Annotated in this window: 21 protein-coding genes; 11 read left to right on the forward strand and 10 right to left on the reverse strand. The window is 72.3% G+C overall.

Annotated elements, in window-relative coordinates:
* Positions 1-133: 133 nt before the first annotated feature.
* Entirely contained in the window at positions 134-1159 is a 1026-nt protein-coding gene (locus ACFQZ6_RS02725) for a LacI family DNA-binding transcriptional regulator (RefSeq protein WP_381604733.1), read from the forward strand.
* A 62-nt stretch (positions 1160-1221) separates the two neighbouring features.
* Here ACFQZ6_RS02725 and ACFQZ6_RS02730 read toward each other — a convergent pair whose 3' ends face one another.
* The 4 genes from ACFQZ6_RS02730 to ACFQZ6_RS02745 form a co-directional block, all read right to left on the reverse strand.
* Complete coding sequence (locus ACFQZ6_RS02730; protein ID WP_381604734.1) at positions 1222-3045, reverse strand: ABC transporter ATP-binding protein; 1824 nt, start codon at positions 3043-3045, stop codon at positions 1222-1224.
* 96 nt (positions 3046-3141) lie between these two features.
* Entirely contained in the window at positions 3142-4566 is a 1425-nt protein-coding gene (locus ACFQZ6_RS02735; RefSeq protein ID WP_381604735.1) for a non-reducing end alpha-L-arabinofuranosidase family hydrolase, read from the reverse strand.
* A 256-nt stretch (positions 4567-4822) separates the two neighbouring features.
* Positions 4823-5890 carry a cellulose-binding domain-containing protein gene (locus ACFQZ6_RS02740; protein WP_381618010.1) on the reverse strand — a complete coding sequence of 356 codons (1068 nt, stop codon included), beginning with the start codon at positions 5888-5890 and terminating at the stop codon, positions 4823-4825.
* A gap of 263 nt (positions 5891-6153) precedes the next feature.
* Positions 6154-7539: a cellulase family glycosylhydrolase gene (locus ACFQZ6_RS02745; protein ID WP_381604736.1), complete on the reverse strand. Its 1386-nt coding sequence runs from the start codon at positions 7537-7539 to the stop codon at positions 6154-6156.
* A gap of 711 nt (positions 7540-8250) precedes the next feature.
* On the opposite strand from ACFQZ6_RS02745, the gene ACFQZ6_RS02750 reads away from it, so the two are divergent.
* The 5 genes from ACFQZ6_RS02750 (at position 8251) to ACFQZ6_RS02770 (ending at position 13371) form a co-directional block, all read left to right on the forward strand.
* The gene (locus ACFQZ6_RS02750; RefSeq protein ID WP_381604737.1) at positions 8251-8505 is read left to right on the forward strand and encodes an AbfB domain-containing protein; all 255 of its coding nucleotides are present in this window, start codon (positions 8251-8253) and stop codon (positions 8503-8505) included.
* A 69-nt stretch (positions 8506-8574) separates the two neighbouring features.
* Positions 8575-10884 carry a beta-L-arabinofuranosidase domain-containing protein gene (locus tag ACFQZ6_RS02755; protein WP_381604738.1) on the forward strand — a complete coding sequence of 770 codons (2310 nt, stop codon included), beginning with the start codon at positions 8575-8577 and terminating at the stop codon, positions 10882-10884.
* A 436-nt stretch (positions 10885-11320) separates the two neighbouring features.
* Positions 11321-12313: a dihydroxyacetone kinase subunit DhaK gene (dhaK, locus tag ACFQZ6_RS02760; RefSeq protein ID WP_381604739.1), complete on the forward strand. Its 993-nt coding sequence runs from the start codon at positions 11321-11323 to the stop codon at positions 12311-12313.
* 46 nt (positions 12314-12359) lie between these two features.
* On the forward strand, positions 12360-12968 hold the full coding sequence (gene dhaL, locus ACFQZ6_RS02765) for a dihydroxyacetone kinase subunit DhaL (protein ID WP_381604740.1): 609 nt from the start codon (positions 12360-12362) through the stop codon (positions 12966-12968).
* Entirely contained in the window at positions 12961-13371 is a 411-nt protein-coding gene (locus tag ACFQZ6_RS02770) for a PTS-dependent dihydroxyacetone kinase phosphotransferase subunit DhaM (protein ID WP_381604741.1), read from the forward strand. The genes dhaL and ACFQZ6_RS02770 overlap by 8 nt, the downstream gene beginning before the upstream one ends.
* Positions 13372-13494: 123 nt before the next feature.
* Here ACFQZ6_RS02770 and ACFQZ6_RS02775 read toward each other — a convergent pair whose 3' ends face one another.
* Entirely contained in the window at positions 13495-14250 is a 756-nt protein-coding gene (locus ACFQZ6_RS02775; RefSeq protein WP_381604742.1) for a glycoside hydrolase family 75 protein, read from the reverse strand.
* Positions 14251-14641: 391 nt separating this feature from the next.
* Here ACFQZ6_RS02775 and ACFQZ6_RS02780 point away from each other — a divergent pair, with 391 nt between their 5' ends.
* Positions 14642-15619 carry a fibronectin type III domain-containing protein gene (locus ACFQZ6_RS02780; RefSeq protein ID WP_381604743.1) on the forward strand — a complete coding sequence of 326 codons (978 nt, stop codon included), beginning with the start codon at positions 14642-14644 and terminating at the stop codon, positions 15617-15619.
* A 194-nt stretch (positions 15620-15813) separates the two neighbouring features.
* Positions 15814-16359 (forward strand): hypothetical protein, encoded by a 546-nt coding sequence (locus ACFQZ6_RS02785; RefSeq protein WP_381604744.1) that lies wholly within the window; start codon positions 15814-15816, stop codon positions 16357-16359.
* Between the two features lie 7 nt (positions 16360-16366).
* Here ACFQZ6_RS02785 and ACFQZ6_RS02790 read toward each other — a convergent pair whose 3' ends face one another.
* From ACFQZ6_RS02790 to ACFQZ6_RS02805, 4 genes are all read right to left on the reverse strand, one after another.
* A complete protein-coding gene (locus ACFQZ6_RS02790; RefSeq protein WP_381604745.1) occupies positions 16367-16909 on the reverse strand; it encodes a PadR family transcriptional regulator in 543 nt (180 codons plus the stop codon).
* Between the two features lie 22 nt (positions 16910-16931).
* The gene (locus ACFQZ6_RS02795; protein ID WP_381604746.1) at positions 16932-18947 is read right to left on the reverse strand and encodes an FAD-dependent oxidoreductase; all 2016 of its coding nucleotides are present in this window, start codon (positions 18945-18947) and stop codon (positions 16932-16934) included.
* A 91-nt stretch (positions 18948-19038) separates the two neighbouring features.
* Positions 19039-19428 carry a hypothetical protein gene (locus ACFQZ6_RS02800; RefSeq protein ID WP_381618013.1) on the reverse strand — a complete coding sequence of 130 codons (390 nt, stop codon included), beginning with the start codon at positions 19426-19428 and terminating at the stop codon, positions 19039-19041.
* A gap of 132 nt (positions 19429-19560) precedes the next feature.
* Complete coding sequence (locus ACFQZ6_RS02805; RefSeq protein WP_381604747.1) at positions 19561-20436, reverse strand: hypothetical protein; 876 nt, start codon at positions 20434-20436, stop codon at positions 19561-19563.
* A gap of 508 nt (positions 20437-20944) precedes the next feature.
* On the opposite strand from ACFQZ6_RS02805, the gene ACFQZ6_RS02810 reads away from it, so the two are divergent.
* Positions 20945-22930 (forward strand): SpoIIE family protein phosphatase, encoded by a 1986-nt coding sequence (locus tag ACFQZ6_RS02810; RefSeq protein ID WP_381618016.1) that lies wholly within the window; start codon positions 20945-20947, stop codon positions 22928-22930.
* A gap of 162 nt (positions 22931-23092) precedes the next feature.
* On the opposite strand, the gene ACFQZ6_RS02815 is transcribed toward ACFQZ6_RS02810, so the two are convergent.
* On the reverse strand, positions 23093-23887 hold the full coding sequence (locus ACFQZ6_RS02815) for a putative protein N(5)-glutamine methyltransferase (protein ID WP_381604748.1): 795 nt from the start codon (positions 23885-23887) through the stop codon (positions 23093-23095).
* A gap of 285 nt (positions 23888-24172) precedes the next feature.
* On the opposite strand from ACFQZ6_RS02815, the gene ACFQZ6_RS02820 reads away from it, so the two are divergent.
* The gene (locus ACFQZ6_RS02820; protein ID WP_381604749.1) at positions 24173-24778 is read left to right on the forward strand and encodes a sulfite oxidase-like oxidoreductase; all 606 of its coding nucleotides are present in this window, start codon (positions 24173-24175) and stop codon (positions 24776-24778) included.
* Entirely contained in the window at positions 24765-25538 is a 774-nt protein-coding gene (locus ACFQZ6_RS02825) for a ferredoxin reductase (RefSeq protein WP_381604750.1), read from the forward strand. Before ACFQZ6_RS02820 ends, ACFQZ6_RS02825 begins: the two co-directional genes overlap by 14 nt.
* Positions 25539-25544: the final 6 nt, after the last annotated feature.

Raw genomic sequence — 25544 nt, forward strand, 5'->3', positions numbered from 1 at the left:
ATACCCGGGTAGCATTTGGTCGCCGGGAACTTCGACGGTCTGCCGGAACGGCCCGGCGGTCCGGACCCGAGGGCACCGGCGGCAGACAAGGACACCGGCGGAACCGGCGGAACCTACAGAAAGGGGCACCTGGATGGCTGGCGCGACCCTCCGCGACGTCGCCAGACGCGCGGGAGTCTCCATCCGCACGGTCTCCAACGTGGTCAACGCGTCCGTGCCCGTCTCCGAGGAGCTGCGGACCCGGGTGGAGGCGGCCCTGGAGGAGCTGGACTACCGGCCCAACCTGGTCGCCCGCAACCTGCGCCGGGGCCGGACGGGGATGCTCGCCTTCGTGGTACCCGAGCTGGACGTGCCCTACTTCGCGGAGCTGGCCCGCGAGGTCATCACCGCGGCCCGCGCGCACGGGTACGTCGTGATGCTCGACCAGACCGACGGCGACGGCGCGCGGGAACGGGAGCTGCTCGGCCGTGAGTCACGGGCGACGATGTTCGACGGGCTGCTGCTGAGCCCGCTGTCCCTCTCCGTGGACGAACTGCGCGAGCGGACCAACCGGGTGCCCGTCGTGCTGCTCGGCGAGCACATCTTCAACGGCGACTTCCACCACGTGGCCATCGACAACGTGGCCGCGGCCCGGGAGGCCACCGCCCACCTGGTCGCCCTGGGGCGGCGGCGCATCGCCGCCATCGGTGACCAGCCCTACAGCACCGGCGAGACCGCGCAGTTGCGGACCATCGGCTACCGCCAGGCCCTGGAGCACGCGGGGCTGCCGGTGGACGACGGCCTCGTCGTCCCGACCCCCCGCTTCCACCGCCACCTCGGCGCCCAGGCGATGCGCCAGCTCCTCGCCCTGCCGGAGCCGCCCGACGCCGTCTTCTGCTACAACGACCTGCTCGCCATCGGCGCCATGCACGCGCTGACCAAGGCCGGGCTCCGGGTCCCCGAGGACGTCGCCGTGATCGGCGTCGACGGCATCCAGGAGGGCGAGTACAGCTCCCCCACGCTCACCACCATCGCCCCCGACAAGACGGCCATCGCCCGCACCGCGGTCAGCACCCTCGTCGCCCTCATCGAGGGCACGGCACCGCCGCCGACGGACACGAGGGCGCCGTACCGGCTGCTGTGCCGGGACAGCACGGCGGGGAGCACGCGGGCGGAGTGAGCGGGGCCGGGGGCGCGCGGGCGGGGGTGAGCGGGGCCGGGGGTTTCCGGCCCCGCCCTGGGTCACGCCGTCCGCACCGGAACCGATCCGTCGGCACTTTCGCCGAGGAACCCGCCCGACTGGTGCTGCCACAGCTTGGCGTAGGCGCCGTCCGCCGCGAGGAGTTCCCCGTGGCTGCCCTGCTCGACGACGGTGCCGTGGTCGAGGACGACGAGGCGGTCCATGCCCGCGACGGTGCTCAGGCGGTGGGCGACGACGAGGGCGGTACGGCCTTCCATCAGCCGCCACAGGGCTTCCTGGACGAGGATCTCGCTCTCGGAGTCCAGGGCGCTGGTCGCCTCGTCGAGCAGCAGGACGGGCGCGTCCCGCAGGATGGCCCGGGCGAGGGCGACGCGCTGGCGCTGGCCGCCGGAGAGTTTGACGCCCCGCTCCCCCACCAGGGTGGCGAAGCCGTCGGGGAGCTGCTCGGCGAACTCCGTGACGTGCGCGGCCCGCGCCGCCGCCAGGATCTCGTCGTCGGTGGCGTCGGGCCGGGCGAAGGCGATGTTGTCGCGCAGGCTGCGGTGGAACATGGCGGGTTCCTGCGGGACGTAGGCGATCAGGGAGCGCAGGTCGGCCTGGCGCAGTCGGCTGATGTCCTGACCGCCGATCAGGACGCGTCCGGCGTCGAGGTCCGACATCCGCAGCAGGAGGCGGGTGAGCGTGGTCTTGCCGCCGCCTGACCTGCCGACCAGCCCGATCCGCGCGCCCGCGGGCACGTCCAGGTCGAGCCCGTGGAAGATCGGCGGCGCACCGGGGTGGGCGAAGGTCACCGCCTCGAAGCGGATGCCGGTGTGCCGTGGCGCGAGCGGTTCGGGCTCGGCCGGGTCGAGCACGGTGGGCGGGTCGAGGAGCAGCTCCGTGAACTGTGCCGCCTCGGTCATCGAGCTTTCCAGCCGCCGGTAGATCTGGTTGAACTCGAACATGATCTGGGTGGCGTTGGAGTAGTAGGTGAAGGCGACGACGATCTCCTCGACGCCCTGGCCCGGGCCGCCGAGGGCGACGGCGAGCAGCAGGCCCAGCACGTTGGTGGCCACGGACATCGGCGCGACCAGGACGTCCACGCGGAGGTTGCCGTAGTCCCAGGACCGCAGCGCCAGGCGCCGGAAGTCCGCGACCCGGCGGCGGTGCTCGTCGGCCTCCCGGGGCTCGGCGGCGAACGCCCGGATGGTCTCCATGTTCGTCAGGCTGTCGGCGACGTGGCCGGAGACCCGGGCGATCGCCGCCTCACGGTCGTTGACGAGCCGCTGTCTGCGGCGGACCAGCGGGGTCGCCGCCAGCACGGTCAGCGCGATCATCACGAACAGTCCGACGACGAGCATCGGCTGGTAGCTCCACAGCACCACGGCGCCGAAGGCGAGGGGGACGAGGCTCCCCACCACCCGGTACGTCACCGTGTCGACGAAGTCCTCGAAGCGCTTGCCGAAGCTGAGCACCCGTTTGGTCAGGGAGCCCGCGAAGTTGTCGTGGAAGAACGCCGCGTCCTTGGCGAGGAGTTCGTCCATGCCGCTGACGTAGAGGTGCTCTATGCCCAGGGCGTCGACCCGGTTGAGGCAGTGCAGCCCGATCCGCCACACCACCTCGGCGAGCAGCAGGGTCGCGGTGAAGCCCAGGACGTACGGCAGTGCGGAGCCGAGGGTGAGACCGCCGTCGTCGGCGGCCTGGCCCGCGAGTTTGGCGATCAGCAGGGGGGCGACGTAGCGGAGGCCGATGTTGCCCAGGGCCGGTAACAGCATCGCGGGCAGGGCGAGCAGGCGCAGGCGCAGCAGTTCGCGGCCGTACCGGCGCAGTGCCAGTACGACCGCGCTCCTGCCCGGGGTCGGTCCTCGTGTGTCCGGTGTTCCCATCACTCTCCCGAAGGTTCGGAGAGGGGAAGTCTGGCCGCCGCGGAGCACCTCAGTCCAGGCAATTACCGCGGAGTGACGAGAACCGGTCGGTATCGGTCAGCGTTGCAGGGTGAGCACGCCCGGCCGCCACGGTAGCTGGTCGTAGGGGCCGCCCGAGCTGGGCGACTTGCCCTGGTAGAGGAACTGGAGGTTGCAGGGGTCGATGGTCATGGTCTGGTCGGGGTTGTTGCGGACCAGGTCGCCGTGGCTGATGTCGTTGGTCCAGGTGGCGCCGCTGTTGGCCTTGCCCGCGAAGGGGTTGCTCTCGCTGGCGGCCTGCGGGGTCCAGGTGCCGCTGAGGCTGGAGGAGGTGAACGAGCGGAAGTAGCGCCCGTTCGCGCCGATCGCCTCGACGATCATCAGGTACTGGTTCTGCCCCTGGACCTTGTAGACCTGCACCGCCTCGAAGAGGTTGTTCGTCGAGTCGGTCATGATCGTGGTGTACGACGTCCCGAAATTGCCGGGGAAGTTTCCGATCGGCATGGACGCCCGGTAGATCCTGCCGTTGTCACCGGCGAAGAACAGGTACATGTTCTGCCCGTCGGCGATCAGGGTCTGGTCGATGGGGCCGGTGCCGGAGTTGGGGATGCTCCCGGTGAACAGCGGCTGCGGCGCGGACCAGCCGTTGGGGTTGGTCGGGTCGCTCGACGTGCGGTAGATGAACGGCCACGCGCCCCACTGGTACGCCAGCACCCAGATGTTCTTCGGCGCGAAGTAGAACAGCGTGGGCGCGACCGCCGCCTGGTTCATCCCCACCTGGCTGGTGGCGGCCATGTCCGACCAGTTGGTGAAGGGACCGAACACCATCGAGCCGTAGGACGACCCTGCCACGTTCGTCCCGTAGACGAGGTGCTTGCCGTTGTGGACGACGTTGGTGAAGTCCTTCAGCGCGACCCACCCGTTCTTGGGCTGCGCCAGCACACCGGTCGACGACCAACGGTAGCTCGACGGCAGCGCGCACGTGCCGTCCGGCGGGGTCCCGGTCAGGCCGGTCCACTTCTGGTTGGAGCCGCCGTTGCACGTCCAGATCCCCACCGTCGTGCCGTTGGCCGTGGCGGCGCCCGTGACGTCCAGGCAGAGCCCGGACTCCTCGCCGACGATCGTGCCGTCGGAGTTCAACCGCCAGCGCTGGTTGGCGCCGCCGGAGCAGGTCCAGATCTGCAGTTTGGTACCGGCCGTGGTGGCGTGGCCCGGAACGTCCAGGCACTTGTTGCCGTACACGGTCAGCTGGCCGCTGTCCGTCGCCGTCCACTGCTGGTTGGAGCCGCCGGAGCAGTCCCAGATCTGGACGGCCGCCCCGTCGGCCTGGCTTGCGTTCGACACGTCGAGGCACTTGCCGGAACCGACGCCGCGCAGGGCGCCGATGGAAGCCGCCTGGGCCGGGGAGGTGGCGACGAGCATCGCCGCCAGCGCGCTCAGGGCCGCGACGACGGTGGCGAGCACCGTGGGCCAGTGTCTGCGGCTTGGGTTTCGTTCGAGCATGGGGACCTCGTCATCCTTGACTTGTGGGGTGTCCTGCGGTGCGGGTGGCGCAGCCCACCCATGTCCGTTCGGCATGTCGAACATGAGTCGGAGTATCGAGCAGTCTGGATGATAGGGAGCCAGTGAACGGCGTCAAGATTTCTCGCAGAATTCGCCGTTCACTTCGAAACATTCGACCGGAGTGAGCGAAGGGCGAGCGGCACCCGGGGGACGGTGGTGCAGCGTCTCCCCCGGGCGCCTGAGGCCGGGCGGCCGGTCAGCAGCCGATGGGGGACGAGCCCACCGCCACGTCGTCGAACCACAGGGTGTCGTCGCCCGTGCCGTAGCTCTCCCAGCCCAGCCGGAGGGCCGTCGGGCGGGGCGGGGTGGTGCGGGCGAGCCACTGCTGGTCGATGTCGTGGGTGGGGACGCCGTCGGCGTGCAGACCGGGGACCTGCTCGTCACCGAGCCAGGTGTCGAGCGCCGGGGCCGTCGTGTCGATCGCGAACCGCAGGCACTGCCAACTCCCCGTGGGCAGCGGCCTGCTCAGCGCCACACCGGACGGGCTCTGCTCGGGCAGCGTGGCGTCGTCGACCTCCCGGTTCCACTGGAGGGCGCCGTTCTGGCCGCCGACGCGCAGGGTGCGCCCGTTCTGGGAGGAGTCGGGCATCGAGACGAAGGTGACATGGGCGGCCGGGAGCGCGGTGGTGTGCCGGACCCACATGCGGACGTGCAGCACCGGGCCGACCGAGGAAAGGTCCGCGGTGGAGGCGACGAAGGCGTGGTTGCAGTAGCCCGCCCGGCCGTCGATCCGCAGCGACTTGGCGCCGCTGTGCGCGACCGAGGTGTCCACGGCCGCGGTGCCGGTGCCCTGGCAGTCGGGTGCGGTGACCCGCCAGGCGCCCGAGGGGGCCGTGCCGGTCTGCTCCTCGAAGTCCGAGCAGATCACCGCGGTGCCGCACTCCGCGCTCGGCGGCGGGGTCGTGGGCGGCGGGTCGGTCGGCGGGGTGGTGGTGTCGCCGCAGGACACGCCGTTGAGGGCGAAGTCGGTCGGCGCGGGGTTGGCCGACCCCCAGCTGCCCTGGAGGCCGAACTCGGCGGTGCCGCCGGTCGCCAGCGCGCCGTTCCAACCGGCGTCCACGGCGACCACGGCGGCGCCGGTCTGGGTGACGCGCGCGTTCCACGCCGACGTGACCTTCTGGTCGCCGGTGTAGGTCCAGGTCAGCCGCCAGCCGCTGATCGCCGCGCCGAGGTTGGTGACCTTGACCTGGGCGGTGTAGCCGCCGGTCCACTGGTTCACGGTGTAGTCGACCCGGCAGCCGGACTCCGCGCCGCTCGCGGACATCGCGGTGAGCCCGGACACCAGCAGTACGGCGGCGGTCAGGATCGCCGTCCAGGGCCTGGTCAGTAACCGTGGGAGAGACGGGAGGGGGACGCTCACGTGTACCTCCGGGGTGGGGGGTGGTGGCGGGGGTGAGGTGAGGTGCGTGAAATGCGTGGAATGCGTGAAGCGCCTGGAGCTGGGAGGGATTTGGCGCGATTTTGGGAGCGCTCCCAGTTTGGGGGTGGGTACGGGGATCCGTCAGCGGCCGGATCCCCGTCGTACGGTCAGCCGGTGGGGAAGTTGTCCGCCGTGCTGATCCGGCTCTTGATCAGGGCGCCGGACTCGGTGAGCACGCCGCTGCTGCTGTAGTCCGTGCCGTCGCAGGTGCCCGGCTTGAACGCCGCGCTGCCCTCGTTGGCGTCGGAGTACGTCCAGTTCGCGTAGCTGATCTTGAGCTGGTCGAGCAGGTCAAGCCACGCGTTGCTGCTCGCCCGGTCCACCGCGCCGCCGCCGGTGTAGGTCACCGTGCCGAACTCCGAGACGAACAGCGGCAGTCGGGAGGCCGCCCGGCTCACCGTGGCGCGGTAGGTGTCCGTGTGGCTCGCGGCGTAGAAGTGGAACGCGTACATGATGTTGGTCGCGTTCACCGGGTTGTTGACGATCTCGCTCTCGTTGGAGCCGTCGGAGACGCCCAGCGAGGACCAGCCGCGGGTGCCGACGATGACCACGGCGTCCGGGTCGGCGGCGCGGATCACCGGGATGACCTGCTCGGCGTAGTTCTTGATGGCCGTCCAGCTCACGCCGTTGGGCTCGTTGGCGATCTCGTAGATCACGTTCTTCTTGGCGGCGTTGCGGGTGGCGACGGACTGGAAGAACGTCTTGGCGCGGTCGAGGTTGTAGTTCGGGTCGCCCGGCGTCAGGGTGTGGAAGTCGATGACCGCGTACATGCCGCGCGCCTCGGCCATGTCGACCAGGCTGTTCACCCGGCTGGTGAACCCGGCCGGGTTGGTCTCATAGCCCTGCTCCTGCACGTACATGGCGATGCGGAGCAGGTCCGACTTCCAGTCCCGGGCCAGCGCGTCCAGGGAGGCGTTGTTGTAGCACTGGCTGAACCACTGGATGCCGTGCGTGCTCATGCCGCGCAGTTGGATGGGGCGCCCGTACTGGTTGCACAGGTTCACCCCGCAGACCTTCAACTGCCCGTTGATCCCCACGGGGGTGCCGTTCGTGGGCGGGTCGGTCGGGGGGTCGGTGGGCGGGTCGGTGACGGAGCCCGTGCAGGCCACGCCGTTGAGGGTGAAGGACGTGGGCTTCGGGTTGGACCCCGTGAAGGAGCCGACGAAGCCCAGGTCGGCGGACGCGCCCGTGGCGAGCGAGCGGTTCCAGTCGACGTTGGCGGCGCTGACCGTGGCGCCGGACTGCGACCAGGTGGCGTTCCAGCCCTGGACGAGCTTCTGCCCGGAGTCGGGCATGGCGATCTTCAGCGTCCACCCGGAGACGGGGTCACCCAGGTTGGTGACCTTGACCCCGGCCTGGAAACCGCCCTGCCACTGGCTGGTGACGGTGTAGTCGACACGGCAACCGGTGGCGGCCGCCGCTTGGGGGCTGACCAGGGCCGTCAGACCGAGAGCGGTCACGGCGGTCGCCAGTGAAGCCAGCAAGCGTTTCAAGCGTTCCTCCTCGTGCTGTGCGGAAACACGTAATGGGAGCGCTCCCAAGCGCCTATCGGTCCGAGACCGTACACCGGTAAGCGGAGGCGCGTATAGGCATTCGACGGACGCGTTCGACAGTCGGGGGGCGCCGGGAGCGGTCCGGTCCGGTCCGCTGAAGTGGCTCGCCGACGTGGCTCCACCACCATGAGCCCGGCTGACGAGTGTCACGTGCCGAGTCATGAGGACCCGGGAGGAGGGGTCCGTCTTCGGTGGCTCGAACTGCCCCCGACACCCGCCGCGTGACCTTCGTTGCCGCAAGGTCGAGGCTGCCGTCAGCGGCAGTTGTCGTCCCCGCGCCTTCGGGGGTGACCGCCAACCCGGTGCACCACATCCGCAGGAACGTGGACGCCCCGGGCCCGCGAGGTGTCCGGCGGCTCTCCGAGGGGGAGCTGGCACTGTCGGTGGCGGAGTTCGGCTGCGAAGACGCCCCCGCGGCGCTCGACGCCCTGCGGAACGGGCGGCTGCGGGTTGTCGCCGTCAGAGCCGTGCGGGATACCGAATCAGGCTGCGTTGACACACCCACCGGCCGGTGCCGGACGCCAGGACCATCGCCTTCAAGACCTCCGGCCGCCTTCTGTGACAGAAGCGTTGACCCGAGCAGGTGCAGGACCTATGTTCTGGCCGAGTTTGCGAACGACGTTCGAAATACCGGTCCGGAGGAGGTGCTCCGTGAGACTCGCGCTCGGCCGTCGAACGGTCCGCGCAGCACGACCCGGCCGTCGGTCGGGGCACCAACCTCTACAGAGCGCGGATGCCAAGCGGTGTGGCGGAGAAGAACGACGGGACATCTCCGACTCCGTCGGCGTCTCGTACGAGTCGCACCGCCTCCCCGGCCGCTGCCTCCGGCACTACGACTACCTGCCGCACGTCCAGCCGCTCGGCACGGCGCCCAACCGGGCCGACGCCACCTTCTCCACCCAGTGAGACACAGTTACGGTCTGTCACCCCTCGGGCAGCTTCGACGGCCCCTCTCTCGTCACGAAAGGGTGCAAGATGTCCTCCTCCGTCAGCAGACGGCGCCTCCTTCAAGCAGCCGGGGCCACCGCCGCCGCCTCTGCCACCGGCTCCTTCATCGGCGCGTCCCCCGCCTACGCGGCCGTCCCACCCGCGAGGGCCGACATCGGGGTCTCCGCGCACCCCTTCACACTCGGCCAGGTCCAGCTCACCGCGAGCCGGTGGCTCGACAACCAGAACCGTACGCGGAACTACCTGCGGTTCGTCGATGTCGACCGCCTGCTGTACAACTTCCGCGCCAACCACCGGCTGTCGACCAACGGAGCGGCGACCAACGGCGGTTGGGACGCGCCGAACTTCCCCTTCCGCACCCACGCCCAGGGGCACTTCCTCACGGCATGGGCCCAGCTGTACGCCGTGACCGGGGACACCCTCTGCCGGGACAAGGCGAACTACATGGTCACGGAGCTGGCCAAGTGCCAGGGCAACAACAGCGCCGCCGGTTTCAACACCGGCTACCTCTCCGGCTACCCGGAGTCCGACTTCACCGCTCTGGAGCAGCGGACCCTGAGTAACGGCAACGTGCCGTACTACACCATCCACAAGACCCTCGCGGGCCTGCTGGACGTATGGCGCCACATCGGCAGCAGCCAGGCCCGGGACGTGCTGCTCGCTCTGGCGGGGTGGGTCGACTGGCGCACCGGCCGCCTGAGCAGCCAGCAGATGCAGGCCATGCTGGGCACCGAGTTCGGCGGCATGAACGCCGTGCTGACCGATCTCTACCAGCAGACAGGCGACGCGCGGTGGCTCACCGTCGCCCGGCGGTTCGACCACGCCGCGGTGTTCGACCCCCTGGCGGCCAACCAGGACCAGCTCAACGGACTGCACGCCAACACGCAGGTACCCAAGTGGATCGGGGCCGCCCGGGAGTACAAGGCCACCGGCACGACCCGCTACCGGGACATCGCCACCAACGCCTGGAACATCTGCGTCGGCACGCACACCTATGCCATCGGCGGCAACAGCCAGGCAGAGCACTTCCGCGCTCCGAACGCCATCTCCGGCTACCTGAGCCGGGACACGTGCGAAAGCTGCAACACCTTCAACATGCTCAGCCTGACCCGGGAGTTGTTCGCGCTGGAGCCCAGCCGGGCCGAGCTGTTCGACTACTACGAGCGGGCGTGGCTGAACCAGATGATCGGCCAGCAGAACCCGGCCGACAGCCACGGCCACGTCACCTACTTCACCCCGCTCAACCCGGGCGGCCGACGCGGTGTGGGCCCGGCGTGGGGCGGCGGCACCTGGAGCACCGACTACGGCACGTTCTGGTGCTGCCAGGGCACGGGCCTGGAGATGCACACCCGGCTGATGGACTCCATCTACTTCCGCAGCGACAACACGCTGATCGTGAACCTGTTCGTACCCTCGGTGCTCAACTGGTCGGAGCGCGGCATCACGGTCACCCAGACCACGTCGTACCCGAACAGTGACACCACGACCTTGCAGGTCACCGGCAACGTCAGCGGAACGTGGGCAATGCGCATCCGCATCCCGGGCTGGACCACCGGGGCGACTGTCAGCGTCAACGGCACGGTGCAGAACCTCACCACCACGCCCGGCGCGTACGCCACGCTGAGCCGCTCGTGGACCTCCGGTGACACGGTCACCGTCCGCCTGCCCATGCGGATCGTCATGCGAGCGGCCAACGACAACCCGGACGTCGCCGCGATCACCTACGGCCCGGTGGTCCTGTCCGGCAACTACGGCGACTCCACGCTCAGCTCGCTCCCGTCGCTGAACACGTCCTCGATCACCCGGACCAGCAGCAGCTCGCTCGCCTTCACCGCCACCGCCAACGGCTCGCCCGTCAGCCTGGGCCCGTTCCACGACGCGCACGGCCACAACTACACCGTCTACTGGAACACCGGCGGCGGCACCGTCCGTCTCGCCAACGCGGGCAGCGGTCTCGTCCTGGGCATCCAGGACATGTCGACCGCCGACGGTGGCCGCGCTCTGCAGTGGTACGACTCAGGCACCGCGGACCACAACTGGCAGATGATCACCGACGGAAACGCGGTCCGCTTCCGCAACGCCCACAGCGGCAAGGTACTCGGCGTCCAGGACATGTCCACGACCGACGGCGCGACCGTCCTGCAGTGGTCGGACAACGGCACCGCGGACCACCGGTGGACGCTGCTCGACCAGGGAGACGGAACCTACAAGATCCGCAACGCGCACAGCGGCAAGCTGCTCGCCATCGCGAACAACTCCACCGCTGTGGGCGCGTTCGCGGTCCAGGACTCGGACAACGGCACCGCCGACAACCGGTGGCGCATCGTGAGGGCCTGACGCGGGCTTGGTGTGGGCGTCCGCGGCGCCGTGTCGACCAGTGCGCGATGTGGTCGACACGGCGCCGCGCTGCGGTGGGTCATCGGGCCCGTGATCGCTGGCTGCGCGCCGTCGGCCCGGTGACGAATACGCCGCCCCCGGAAGACTCCGGCTGTCGATCCTCTGCGGCCGTCCCGGCTACCCAGTCCGCGGCCGACGTGACCTTCGCTGTCGCACGGCCGATACTGGCCTCAACAGGAGTCGCACTCGCCCCACAACCGACCAGCCGCCCGGACCTGACGGGCCGTCCACGAACTCAGCATCAGGTCAGCGTCACTACTGTCAGAAGTTGCCTCGGACCGCGACGGACCGCCAAGATCCACCCCTGGCCATATGTGCTCTGGCCTCGGCAGATACAGGTCATAGGCACGCCTGCCGATCTCTTCAGGAGGTACCCATGAAGATGCTCATCAACGTCCCCGAGACAGTGGTCGCGGACGCCCTGCGGGGGATGGCGGCGGCGCATCCCGAGTTGACCGTGGACGTGGAGAACCGGGTGATCGTGCGGCGGGACGCGCCCGTCGCCGGGAAGGTCGCGCTGGTGTCGGGCGGGGGGTCGGGGCACGAGCCGTTGCACGGGGGGTTCGTGGGGCCGGGGATGCTGTCGGCGGCGTGTCCGGGTGAGGTGTTCACCTCGCCGGTGCCCGACCAGATGGTGCGGGCCGCCGCGGCGGTGGACAGCGGGGCCGGGGTGCTGTTCGTCGTGAAGAACTACACCGGGGACGTGCTCAACTTCGACATGGCCGCCGAGCTGGCCGAGGACGAGGGCATCCAGATCGCCAAGGTGCTCGTCAACGACGACGTCGCGGTGACCGACAGCCTCTACACCGCCGGGCGGCGCGGCACCGGTGCGACGCTGTTCGTGGAGAAGATCGCGGGCGCGGCGGCCGAGGAGGGCCAGCCGCTGGAGCGGGTGGAGGCGATCGCGCGGCAGGTCAACGAGCGTTCCCGGAGCTTCGGGGTGGCGCTGAGCGCGTGCACCACGCCCGCCAAGGGGTCTCCGACCTTCGATCTGCCGCCGGGCGAGCTGGAGTTGGGCATCGGCATCCACGGTGAGCCGGGGCGGGAGCGGCGGCCGATGATGACCTCCGGGGAGATCGCCGACTTCGCCGTCAACGCGGTACTGGAGGATCTTGATCCGCGCAATCCCGTGCTCGTCCTCGTCAACGGCATGGGCGCCACGCCACTGCTTGAGCTGTACGGCTTCAACGCCGAGGTGCAGCGGGTGCTCACCGAGCGCGGCGTCGCCGTCGCCCGCACGCTCGTCGGGAACTACGTCACCTCCCTCGACATGGCGGGCGCCTCCGTCACCCTCTGCCAGATCGACGAGGAGCTGCTGCGGCTGTGGGACGCGCCGGTGCGCACGGCGGGCCTGCGCTGGGGCATGTGACGCGCCGGGCAGAGCGGGCAACGTACCTATCACGCAAGGAGATCCAGTGCTCGACGCCGATTTCTTCCGCCGTTGGATGACGGCGACCGCCGCGTCCGTCGACCGTGAGGCGGAGCGGCTCACCGCCCTCGACTCCCCCATCGGGGACGCCGACCACGGCAGCAATCTGCAACGCGGGTTCGCCGCCGTCGTCGCGGCGGTCGAGAAGGACGGCCCCGACACGCCGGGCGCCGTTCTCGTGCTCGCCGGGCGCCAACTGATCTCCACCGTGGGGGGCGCGTCCGGGCCGTTGTACGGCACCCTGCTGCGCCGTACGGGCAAGGCGCTCGGGGACGCCGCCGAGGTCAGCGAGGAGCAGTTCGCGCAGGCGCTGCGGACCGGCGTGGACGCCGTGATGCAGCTCGGTGGGGCCGCGCCGGGTGACAAGACGATGATCGACGCGCTGGTGCCCGCGGTGGACGCGCTGGGCGAGTCGTTCGCGGCGGCCCGGGTCGCCGCCGAGCAGGGCGCGGAGGCGACGACGCCGTTGCAGGCCCGCAAGGGCAGGGCGAGTTACCTCGGTGAGCGGAGCATCGGGCACCAGGACCCCGGCGCCACCTCGGCCGCGCTGCTCGTCGCCGGGCTGGAGCGGGCCGCGGGGGGCGGCGATGAGTGACGGCGAGCTGGTCGGGATCGTGCTCGTGTCGCACAGCGCGGAGGTGGCCGCGTCCGTCGCCGAGTTGGCGCGCGGGCTGTCGGGCGGCGGCGCGGTGGTGCCACTGGCCGTGGCGGGCGGCACCGAGGGCGGCGGGCTGGGCACCAGTTCCGAACTGGTCGCCGCCGCTGCCGCGTCCGTGGACCGCGGTGCCGGGGTGGCCGTCCTGGCCGACCTGGGCAGCGCCGTCCTGACGGTCAAGGCCCTGCTCGCCGAGGGCGACGAGCTGCCCGAGGGCACCCGGCTCGTCGACGCCCCGTTCGTCGAGGGCGCCGTCGCCGCGGTGGTCACCGCGGCCACCGGCGCGGACCTGGACGCGGTGGCCGCGGCGGCGTCGGACGCGTACACCTACCGGAAGGTCTGAAGCTCCCTCCCTTAAGGTCAGTCCCCGGCGCCGCGAGCGCTGAGGCCGAGCCGACGGACACCGTCGGCTCGGCCCGCTCGGCCGTCGCCTGTGCGGGGTCGGGGTCGGCCGACTGACCGCGCCTCAGCCGCCGCTGACGGCAGCCGCCCGCGCCCCTACGAACGCGCGGGCGAGGCGCTCCCCCTCCCGCACCGCCGCCTCCTCGTCGTCGATGGGTGAGACACGGGAGTCCTTGAAGACGATGTACGTGACACCGGAGCCCGTGCCGCCGCCGTGCGGGTCGGGGCGGATGCCGAGGGCGCGGGCGGCGGCGTACGACGCCTCCCCGATGATGTCCCGCGGCCCGGTGTCGCCGACGACCGCGTAGCGCACCCGGTCGCGGTAGACGACGGCCGCGACGGAGCCGCCGCGCACGCCGTGGGCCCGGTAGTCCCACGTCTCGCTGGGCACCGGCACGACCACGTACGGCAGGCGTTCGGCGTCCAGCGGGCGGCCGTTGGACCCGGCGAAGGCGGTGGTGTCGGAGAAGTACGGGTCGGTGCGGCTGTTGCAGCGGCGTCCGGGGGCGCCGTCGCAGTCGATGTCCAGGTCCGCCTTCCAGAACACGGCGTCCGGGGTGCCGCAGACGGGAACGGTCCTGGGCGCACCGGCGTCGGTGCGGTACCGGCCGTGGGAGATCTGGTCGCAGTGGCGCAACCGGGCCAGCAGCTCCGCCGCACCGACCCCGCCCGCGTCCCGGACCACCGCGCCCTGGACCACCGCGTCCCCGACGACCGGGGCCCGGCGCGGACGGTGGGCCGTGTCGACGGGGGCGGGCAGCGCCGCCGGGGCGAGGAGGGCGGCGCTTGCCGCGGCCAGCGTCAGCGACTGGACACGCACGATGAGGAAACCTTCCGCCGGGGACAGTGACGGTCACCCGGCCCAATCTGTCGTCGATCCGCCCGCGAAGCCACCGATCGCGGGTCGCCACGAGCGTGCGCCGTCACCGACACGCCCGGCGGGTGAACCGCGCACAGGGGCCGGGCGCCTGAGCCCGAGTCAGGCTCCGGCCGCCCGGCCGCCCGTGTCGGCGCGGCATCAGCGACGACAGCGGTCCGCGCCTTCGGGCGCGAACTCCCCAGCCCTCTTGAGAAGTTCGCACCGCGAGAGGTCTCAGCATACGTAACGCCCGGGGGTGCTCGGAAACCCCGCCCTCTTGATGTGGTCGCGTCATTAGCGCACGCTATTGGTCCGGACCATTGCCGGTCAGTACGCCCCGGGAGGCAGAGTCGTGCGACACGCTGGTGTTCCTCCGTTCGTGGTCTGCGGCACCCTGCTGCTGGTCGCCTCCTGCGCCTGGGGCGGCGGCTCCGGCGACACGGGCGAACGGCCGCCCGGCGCGCCCACCGGGGTGACCGCCGAGGCGGGCAGCGCGACCAGCGTGCACGTCATGTGGAACGCCGTCAGCGCGCGGCCGGGCGTCGCCGGGTACGAGGTGTACCGCGGCGGCACCAAGGTCGACGAGGTGCCCGCCACCGAGCACATGACCGACGTCACCCGGCTGGCCCCCGGCACCACCTACGTCTTCACCGTGCGCGCCCGGGACGCCGAGGGGCGGCTCGGGCCGCGCAGCCGGGAGGTCAGGGCGACCACGCCCGCGGCGGTCACGGCGGACGGCTCCGCGCCCACCCGGCCCGGCTCGCTCACCGGCCGGGCGGCGGGAGCCCGGGCCGCCCAACTGTCCTGGACGGCGTCGAAGGACGACCGGGGCGTGGTGTCGTACGACGTCTTCCAGGGCGACACCAAGATCCACAGCGTGGGCGGCGGGCAGACCGCGACCGTGGTGACGGGGCTGCGGCCCGGCACCCGGTACGCCTTCACCGTCCGGGCCCGGGACGCGGCCGACAACGTCTCGCCCGCGTCCGCCGTGGTCCGGCTGACCACCGCGCCGGGCGCCGACGACGGCCGCTCCACCGCGCCCACCGCGTTCCGCGCGTCGACCCGGCGGGTGGACGGCGCCTGGCACATCGAGCTGACCTGGGTGCCGCCCCGCGCGGACGGGGTGATCACCGAGTACGAGGTCCAACTGGACGGACGCACGGCCACCTCGCTCGTCTTCGGCGGGACCGCGCCGAGCGCGAAGGCGACGTACGGCTTCTACGCCGGGGAGGAGGACGGGGTGACGCACCGGGTGCGGATCCGGGCCAAGCTGCCGGACGGCACCTGGGGCGGCTACTCGGCGGAGCGCACGGTGACCACCGGGGGCTGACCGGGCGCGGATCACCTCCCGGTGGTTCCGGCAACTCCCGGCCGCCGTACGGAGGAATGCGTCACCTGCCCGGTCGCCGTCCGGGTGCGGGACGGGTCGCGGGCGCGTTGGCTGCCCCTGAGGCAGCACGGGCGTTCCCCGATCTCGGCGGCGCAAGGGATGTACCGCCAACCGTGCCGCCGGAGGACACTCCCATGCGAACCTTCACGCCACTCACCCGCTCCGGCCTGACCGTGGCAGCCGCCGCCGCGCTGCCGCTCGCGCTGGCCGCCGGGCCGACCGCCGCCGTCTCCGGCATCTCGGTCAGCACCAGCGGCACCACGGTGTCGGTGACCACCAGCACCTGCACCCAGGTCAACGGGAGCTGGGGCACGGCCTCCCTGCTCAACAGCAGCCAGGCGAACTTCTCCCAGGGCCGCCAGGTCTCCCTGTCGGGGACCAGCGCGCTCCAGTCGGCCGCCTGGTCCAACGTGGGTCCGGGCACGTACACGGTCATCGTGATGTGCTCCAACAACACCACCGCGGGCAGCCAGTCGGTGATCGTCTCCGCGCCGCCCACCAGCAGCCCGACCCCCACCGCGACCGCCTCGCCCTCACGCGGGGTGATGGGCGGCGTCGGCGGCACCACCCGGGACTACGGCACCGTCACCCTGGTGGCGGGCGGCGTCCTGGTGGCGGTCGGCGGCGGGGCCGCGGCCTGGTTCCTGCGCCGCCGCGCCTCCAAGCCGTACCGGCTGTGAACGCGTCCTAGTCGCCCGGCACCTCGGCGAAGTCCTCCAGGGCGCGGCTGAGCCAGCGGGTCCAGAAGGTCTCCAGGTCGATGCCCGCGCGCAGCACCAGGTGGCGCAGCCGGTCCTCGGGGCTGTCCCGGCCGGGCGGGAAGTCGCGCCGCTCGATCTCCTCGTACTCCGCCAACTGCGCCTGGTGCAGGTCCAGATGGCGGCGCAGGTCGGCCTCGATGCCCGCCGTGCCGACCACCGCCGCGGCGCGCAGCCGCAGCAGCAGGGCGTCGCGGAGCGGCTTGGGGTCCTGGGGGGCGGCGGTCCAGCGGGCCAGTTCGGCGCGGCCCGCGGGCAGCACCTCGTAAGCCTTCTTCTGCCCGCGGGCGGGCTGTTCGGCGGGCAGCGCCCGGATCAGCCCCTCGGTCTCCAGTCGTCCCAGCTCGCGGTAGATCTGCTGGTGCGTCGCCGACCAGAAGTAGCCGATCGACCGGTCGAACCGGCGGGTCAGCTCCAGCCCCGAGGACGGCTTCTCGAGCAGGGCGGTGAGGATCGCGTGCGGGAGTGACATGGGGTCATCCTAGGGACGGCCCTCACAGGGTCGCCGCGACCTCCGTGCCCTGCTTGACGGCCCGCTTGGCGTCGAGTTCGGCGGCCACGTCGGCGCCCCCGATGAGGTGCGCCCTACGCCCGGCCGCGAGCAGCTCCTCGTAGAGGTCGCGGCGGGGTTCCTGGCCGGTGCACAGCACGATGGTGTCGACCTCCAGAACCGTGCTCTGGCCGCCGACGGTGACGTGCAGTCCGGCGTCGTCGATGCGGTCGTAGCGCACGCCCGGGACCATGGTGACGCCGCGGTGCCTGAGTTCGGTGCGGTGGATCCAGCCGGTGGTCTTGCCGAGGCCCGCGCCGACCTTGCTGGTCTTGCGCTGGAGCAGGTGGACGGTGCGCGGCGCGGCGGGGCGCTCGGGGGCGGTGAGGCCACCGGGTGCCGTGTAGTCCATGTCGACGCCCCACTGCCGGAAGTACGTCGCCGGGTCCTCGTGCGCCTTGTCGCCGCTGTCGGTGAGGTACTCGGCGACGTCGAAGCCGATGCCGCCCGCGCCGAGGACGGCGACCCGGTGGCCGACGGGGGCGCCGTCGCGCAGGACGTCCAGGTAGCCGAGGACGCTGGGGTGGTCGACGCCGGGGATGTCGGGGACGCGGGGGGTGACGCCGGTGGCGACGACGACCTCGTCGTGGCCGGTCAGGTCGGCGGCGGTCACCCAGGTGTTCAGGCGCACGTCCACGCCCTGCTCGTCGAGCCGGTGGCGGAAGTAGCGCAGCGTCTCGTCGAACTCCTGCTTGCCGGGGACCTTGCGGGCGACGTTGAGCTGGCCGCCGATCTCGGCCGCGGCGTCGTAGAGGGTGACCTCGTGGCCGCGCTCGGCGGCGCTGACGGCGCACGCCAGGCCCGCGGGGCCCGCGCCGACGACGGCGACCTTCTTGCGCCGCCGGGTGGGGCTCAGCACCAGCTCGGTCTCGTGGCAGGCGCGCGGGTTGACCAGGCAGGAGGTGATCTGGCCGCTGAAGGTGTGGTCCAGGCACGCCTGGTTGCAGCCGATGCAGGTGTTGATGGCCTCGGGGCGCCCGGCGGCGGCCTTGGCGACGAAGTCGGGGTCGGCGAGCATCGGGCGGGCCATGGAGACCATGTCCGCGCAGCCGTCCGCGAGCAGTTCCTCGGCGAGTTCGGGGGTGTTGATGCGGTTGGTGGTGACCAGCGGCACCGACACCTCGCCCATCAGCCGCCTGGTGACCCAGGTGTAGGCGCCGCGCGGCACCGAGGTGGCGATGGTGGGGATGCGGGCCTCGTGCCAGCCGATGCCGGTGTTGATGATCGTGGCACCGGCCGCCTCGACGGCCTTGGCGAGGGTGATCACCTCGTCCAGCGTCGAGCCGCCGGGGACGAGGTCGAGCATCGACAGCCGGTAGACGACGATGAAGTCCTCGCCGACGGCCTCGCGCACCCGGCGGACGATCTCGACGGGGAAGCGCGTCCGGTTCTCGTACGAGCCGCCCCAGCGGTCGGTGCGCTGGTTGGTCGGGGCGGCGGTGAACTCGTTGATGAGGTAGCCCTCGGAGCCCATGATCTCCACGCCGTCGTACCCGGCGCGGCGGGCGAGGCGGGCGGCGCGGGCGTAGTCGTCGATGGTCCGCTCGACCTCGGCGTCGGTGAGGGCGCGCGGGGTGTGCGGGCTGATCGGGGCCTTGAGGGGGCTCGGGGCGACCAGGTCGGCGTGGTAGGCGTAGCGGCCGAAGTGCAGGATCTGCAGCGCGATCCGGCCACCCGCGGCGTGCACGGCGTCGGTGACGGTGCGGTGCTGGTCGGCCTCCGCCTCGGTGGTGAGCTTGGCGCCGCCCTCGTAGGGGCGCCCCTCGTCGTTGGGGGCGATGCCGCCGGTGACGATGAGGCCGACGCCGCCGCGGGCCCGGGCGGCGTAGAACTCCGCCATCCGCTCGAAGCCGCGCTCGGCCTCCTCCAGGCCGACGTGCATGGAGCCCATGAGCACGCGGTTGGGCAGGGTGGTGAAGCCCAGGTCGAGCGGGCTCAGCAGGTGCGGGTAACGGCTCATGGGGCCCTCCGTGCGCGGTGTCGTACCTCCGTAGTTGTAGAGGACCGCGCACGGTTTATGCAACTAGTTGCACAACGGGACCCCTGTGCCGTCAGCCACTCTCCAGGCGTACGTGCAGTTCGCGCTCCTGGTCGCCGGAGGCGGTGCTGAGGTCCTGCACCCGGAACAGGGAGTCGAGGGTGGTGCGGAAGCGGTCGATCGCCCAGTAGCCGCCGTGCGCGTCGGCGTCCACGGAGGCGTGCAGCCGGGCCGGGCGGGCGCCCTCGTGCGGGTCGGAGACGTCGAAGGTGCCCAGCCAGACGGTGGGGCGGGTCTCGGACCACTCCCGCGGCACGTCGTCGTCGCACCGGTCGGAGGCGAAGCAGGCGCAGAGGGTGTCGAAGACGATCCGGGCGTCCTCCTTGCTGCATCCGCTGATCTCGACGGAGACGGACTCGGGGTGGTGCGGTCGCCCGCCGCCCGTGGTGTCGCGCGTGTCCATCTGGTCCATCGTGAACGCTCCTCTCGTGGCCGTGCCGCGGTACCGCACGGGTTCCCGGCGGCACCGCACGCACTCCGCACCGTGCCGCACTCCCAGAAAACCACCACATTCCGGGATGTACAGCTCCGCGCGTCAGCCCCGGGTGAACCGGTAGGTCTTGCTGTCGGTCAGCAGGCAGAACCCCGGCGACATCACGATCACCCGCAGGGTGCCGGTACGGCGGTCGTAGTCGACGCCCTCCGTCTCGAAGCCGCCGGAGCAGCCGCTGCGCAGCGGGAGCTGGCGCAGCGCGGTGACGCGTCCGGTCACGTCGGCGGTGCCCGGCGCGGCGGACAGGTCGATCTGGAGCAGCGGCTTGGTGATGCCGAAGAGGTCGCCCGCGGGGTCGTCGGAGGAGCACAGCAGGGTGGTGGGCCCGGAGAAGTCGCAGCCCTGGACGTCGCGCACGGGCCGGTCGAGGCGGACGGAGGACACCTGCGGCAGGTCGGCGGAGGGCGAGGTGGCCGGGTTGACGCCCGGGGTGGGGAAGACCTGGAGCCGGGTCATCGTGCCCCACTCCCCCGCCAGCATCCACTGGCCCTCGGGCGCGATCGCCACCCAGGAGTTGTTCAGCGCCTCACCGGCGCCGAGCGTGTGGACGTACTCCGACCAGCCGCCGCCGGGCGCCTGCACCCGGAACATCTTGGTGGTGCCGGAGTCCCGCTGGTACGGCTCGACGTAGTGGCCGTCGTAGGAGGCGTCGGGGTCGCCCACGTGGTTCCAGCCCCGGACGCTCACCCCTACGGGGATGGTGCCGATGCCGGTGTAGCGGTTGGGGCTCCCGGCCGGGACCTCCACGGAGGTGAGGCCCTGGCTCTCGGTGAGCGGGTCGGCCCGGTCGGAGCCGACCTCGGTCCAGGTGTCGGCGGCCGTGGCGGGCGGGGCGGCGGACAGGACGGCGGCGGTGGCCGCCAGGGCGACGAGGCCGGTCAGGGCCGGATGACAACGTTTCCGGGCGCGCGGGGGCATGGCGGATCGGCTCCTTGGGTGGGGGCGGGAGGCGGTCGGCCGTCAGTCTGGCCCGAGTTCTTAGTCATGTACAGACCAACCGGGGAACGGAAACGGTCCGTTCGGTGACACCCGCGCGCCGCGGCGGCGTCACCCCTCCCCCGGACATATCCCGACGGACACCGCCGTGTTGAGGGATGGTGGAAGTGAGCGGAAGTGGCCTGAAAGAGCTCGTTGAGCGCGATACAACTGGCAGAAAGCGACACGGCGCCCGGCGTGCCGGGGCGGACGGACAAGGGCGGTGCGTGGAATGGGTTCAGCCGGGCCACCAGTGGCCGGGAACGACGGGCCGGTCCACGGGCCCGCGCGGCCGAACGGGCGGCACGTCGAGCAGCCCGCGCAGGCGAACGGACCGCACGTCGAGCAGCCCGCGCAGGCGAACGGACCGCACGTCGAGCAGCCCGCGCAGGCGAACGGACCGCACGTCGAGCAGCCCGCGCGGCCTAGTGGGCTGCTCGACGTGCTGGGCATGGCCTCGGTGGTCCTGGACGCCAAGGGCCGCATCGTGCTGTGGAGCCCGCAGGCCGACGACCTCTTCGGCTACCCCGCGCGGGAGGCGCTCGGCCGCTACGCCGCCCGGCTGATGGTGCACGAGCAGCACCGGGATCTGGTCACCAAGCTCTTCGCCGACGTCATGTCCACCGGCCAGGGCTGGGCCGGGGCGTTCCCCGTCCGGCACAAGGACGGCTCCACCCGGTTGGTGGAGTTCCGCAACATGCGGCTGCTGGACGACCGGGGCGAGATCTACGCCCTGATGCTCGCCGCCGACCAGGAGACCGTACGGCGCCTTGACCGGGACGTGGCGCTGTCCACCGGGATGGTGTCCCAGTCGCCGATCGGGCTGGCCCTGCTCGACACCGGTCTGCGGTTCGTGTCGGTCAACCCGGCGCTGGAGCGGATCAACGGCCTCCCGGCCGAGGAGCACACCGGCCGCCGGGTCCACGAGGTGCTGCCGCTGCTGGACACCGGTCCGCTGGAGGACGCGGCCCGCGAGGTCCTCGACACCGGCCGCCCGCTCGTCGACCAGCCCGTGGCCGGGCGCACCCCCGCCGACCCCGACCACGACCACGCCTGGCAGACCTCCCTGTACCGCCTGGAGGACGCCTACGGCACCGTGCTGGGCGTCGCGGTGTCGGTGGTGGACGTCACCGAGCAGCACCGGGCGAGCGTGGAGGCGGAGGCCGCGCGGCGCCGTCTCGCCCTCGTCGCGGACGCCTCCGCCCGCATCGGCACCACCCTGGACCTGGAGCGCACCGCGGCCGAACTGGCCAGCGTGGCGGTGCCGGAGCTGGCGGACGTGGCCGCCGTGGACCTGCTGGACGCGGTGCTGGAGGGCCGTAGCAGCAGCCTCGGCCCGGCCGAGGGGGCGGTGTTCCGGGCCATGGCGATCCACGCCGACCACGCCTCGGAGGTGCTGGGCGCGGCCGACCCGCCCGGCCAGATCGCCCGCTACGACGCCGACCGGCTGGTCACCGAGTGCGTGCGCACCGGGGAGCCGGTCCTGGTGGCCCGGGTGGGCGCCGAGGACCTCGCCCGCATCGCCCACTCCCCCGAGGCGGCCGAGCTGCTCGCGCGGGCGGGCGTGCACTCCTACCTCGCCGTCCCGCTGATCGCCCGCGGCGAGGTGCTGGGCGCCCTGGACCTGACCCGCACCCGCAACCCGCTGCCGTTCAGCCGCGACGACGTGCTGCTCGCCCGGGAGCTGGCGTCCCGCGCGGCGGTGCAGATCGACAACGCCCGCTGGTACCAGAACGCCCGCGACACCGCCCTGACCCTCCAGCGCAGCCTGCTGCCCAGCCATCCGCCGGTCGTGGGCGGCCTGGAGGTCGCCTCGCGCTACCAGCCCGCCGGGGCCACCACCGAGGTCGGCGGCGACTGGTTCGACGTGATCGAGCTGGACGGCGGCCGGACCGCGCTGGTCGTGGGCGACGTGATGGGCAGCGGCATCGGCGCCGCCGCGACCATGGGGCGGCTGCGCACCGCCACCAACACGCTGGCCTCCCTCAACCTCGACCCGGCCCGGCTCCTGGAGCACCTGGACCGCATCACCTCCGACCTCGACCACTCCATCGCCACCTGCCTCTACGCCGTCCACGACCCCGCGCTGCGGCAGCTCCGCATCGCCAACGCCGGGCACCTGCCGCCCGCCCTGGTCCGGCCCGGACACGCGCCGGAGCTGCTCGACCTGCCGACCGGGGCGCCGCTCGGCGTCGGGGGCGTCCCGTTCGGCACGACCGCGTTCGACTTCGCGCCCGGCGACGAGCTGGTGCTCTACACCGACGGTCTGGTGGAGACCCGCTGCCACTCCCTCGACGAACGGCTCGACACCCTGCTGGGGCTGCTGTCCGACCCCACCCGCGCCCTAGACGACGTCTGCGACCTGCTGCTGCGCACCCTGCACCACCCCGACAACCACGACGACGTGGCAGTGCTCATCGCCCGCGCGGGAACCTGAGCGGCGCCTCTCCGACGCAGGCGCCGCCCAGACACAGGCGCCGCCCAGACGCACGCGGCCCTCAGACGCATACGGCCCTCAGACGCACGCATCCCTCAGCCGCATACGGCCCTCAGCCACACGCACCCCTCACCCGCACGCACCTCTCAGACGCACCCGCCCCTAGGCACACGTCCCGATCACCACGTGCGCGCTCCACTCCTCCGAGACGGCGACCCGCGCGGAGAGCCCCGCCGCGGCGAAGATCCGTACGGCCTCCGGTGCCTGGCGTCCGCTCGTCTCGACCAGCACGCAGCCGCCGGGCGCCAGCCACCGCGCCGCCCCGGCCGCGACCCGGCGCAGCACGTCGAGGCCGTCCGCGCCGCCGTCCAGGGCGGTCAGCGGCTCGTGGTCGCGGGCCTCGGCGGGCAGTCGGCCGACCTCGCCGCTGGGGACGTACGGCACGTTCGCGGCGAGCAGGCCGACGCGCCCGCGCAGCCCGTCGGGAAGCGCGGCGAACAGGTCGCCCTCATGGACCTGACCGCCGTAGCCGGCGATGTTGCGCCGCGCGCAGCGCACGGCCGCCGGGTCGATGTCGGCGGCGTGCAGCTCGACCCGGCCGAGGGCGTCCGCGAGGGCCGCGCCGACCGCGCCGGAGCCGCAGCACAGGTCGACGACGACGGACGCGTCCGGGGCCTGCGCGAGGGCCTGCTCGACGAGGAACTCGGTGCGCCGCCGGGGTACGAACACGCCCGGTTCGACGGCGATCCGCAGACCGCGGAATCCGGCCCAGCCCAGCACGTGTTCGAGGGGCAGGCCGCGGGCGCGCCGGTCCACCAGGGACGTCAGCTCGTCCGGGGTGCGGGCGGCGGCGAGCAGCAGTTCGGCCTCCTCCTCGGCGAAGACGCAGCCCGCGGCGCGCAGCGCGGCCACGACGGAGGCAGGAGAGTGGGAGGGGGAACGAGGTGGGACGGGCATGGGAGCCGGTGGCCTTTCGGGTGCCGAAGGGCGCTCTCGGATCCGGCTACCGCCGGGGACGAGGTGAGAGGGCCCGAGCCGATACAGCGGTAATGGGTCTCACCTCCAAAGGTCAGCGCCGGGACCGCCCCGGCCGGGCGTCACTGTACCCCCACCGCTCGAACACCGCAGGTGGTTTCCGCGCGCCACCCCCGGCCCCGTACGGTTGAACCTGCAAGAACCCGCGTCACCACCCACCGCACCGAGAGTCGGGCCGCCGTACGACGGCCTGGAGGCACCACCCGTATGAACGTCACCCGAGGCTTCACCGGGCGCCCGCGCGTCCCCAACCCGGGGCTGCCGCCCGGGCAGTACGACGCGGGCGACGACTGGCCCGTCCTGTCCGCGGAGGTCACGCCCGAGCTGACGCCCGAGGAGTGGACCTTCCGCGTCGACGGCCTCGTCGAGGCGCCCCGCACCTGGGACTGGGCGCAGGCCCACGCGCTGCCCCGGTCGGCGTACGAGGGCGACATCCACTGCGTGACGAGCTGGTCGAAGTTCGGGGTGCGCTTCGGCGGCGTCTCCCTGGACGCGTTCCTGGCCGCGGCGCGCCCGCTGCCGACCGCCACGCACGCCGTCGCCTGGTCGCACACCGGGTACACCACCAACCTCCCGCTCGCCGACCTGACCGGCGGACGCGCCTGGATCGCCTGGGAGTACGACGGCCAGCCGCTGCCCGCCGAGCACGGCGGCCCGGCGCGGCTGCTGGTGCCGCACCTGTACTTCTGGAAGAGCGCCAAGTGGATCGCGGGCCTGCGCCTCCTCGACCACGACGAGCCCGGCTTCTGGGAGAAGAACGGCTACCACCACCGCGGCAACCCCTGGGAGGAGCAGCGCTATGCGGGCGACTGACGCCACGGCCCCCGCGTTCGCGCCGCCCGCGCGGTTCGCCGTGCCCGGCCGGATCGAGGTGACCGCGCCCGCCGCGGCCCACTGGCGGACGGCGACCCTCACCGAGGTCCGCCGGGAGACGCCGCGCGCGGCCACCTTCCGGTTCGCGGTGCCCGGCTGGCCGGGGCACGTGCCGGGCCAGCACCTGATGCTGCGGCTGACCGCCGCCGACGGCTACACCGCCCAGCGGCACTACTCCATCGCCTCCGCGGACGACGGCTCCGGGCACGTGGAGCTGACCCTCGACCACGTCGCGGGCGGCGAGGTGTCGGGCTGGTTCCACACCGAGGCCCGTCCCGGGGACCAGGTGGAGGTGCGCGGCCCGGTGAGCGGCTTCTTCGCCTGGCCCGGCGACCGCCCCGCGCTGCTGCTCGGCGCGGGTTCCGGCGTCGTACCGCTGATGTCGATGGTGCGCCACCACCGGGCGCGCGGCCTCACCGTGCCGCTGCGGCTGCTGGTGTCGGCGCGCGGCCCCGAGGACCTGATCTACGCGCGCGAGTACGGCCCGGAGACGACGCCGGTGTTCACCCGCACCGCGCCCGAGGGCGTGCCGGTGGGCCGTCTGTCCGCGGCCCACCTCGCGCCGCTGCTGGCCAAGCGCCCGGCGGGCGGCTGGGAGGCGTACGTGTGCGGCTCCAACGGGTTCGCGGAGCACGCCTCCCGGCTGCTGGTCGCGGCCGGGCAGCCGGTGGACCGCATCCGGATCGAACGCTTCGGCTGATCCGAG

The sequence above is a fragment of the Streptomyces flavalbus genome, from assembly GCF_042674625.1.
Lineage (GTDB): Bacteria > Actinomycetota > Actinomycetes > Streptomycetales > Streptomycetaceae > Streptomyces > Streptomyces flavalbus.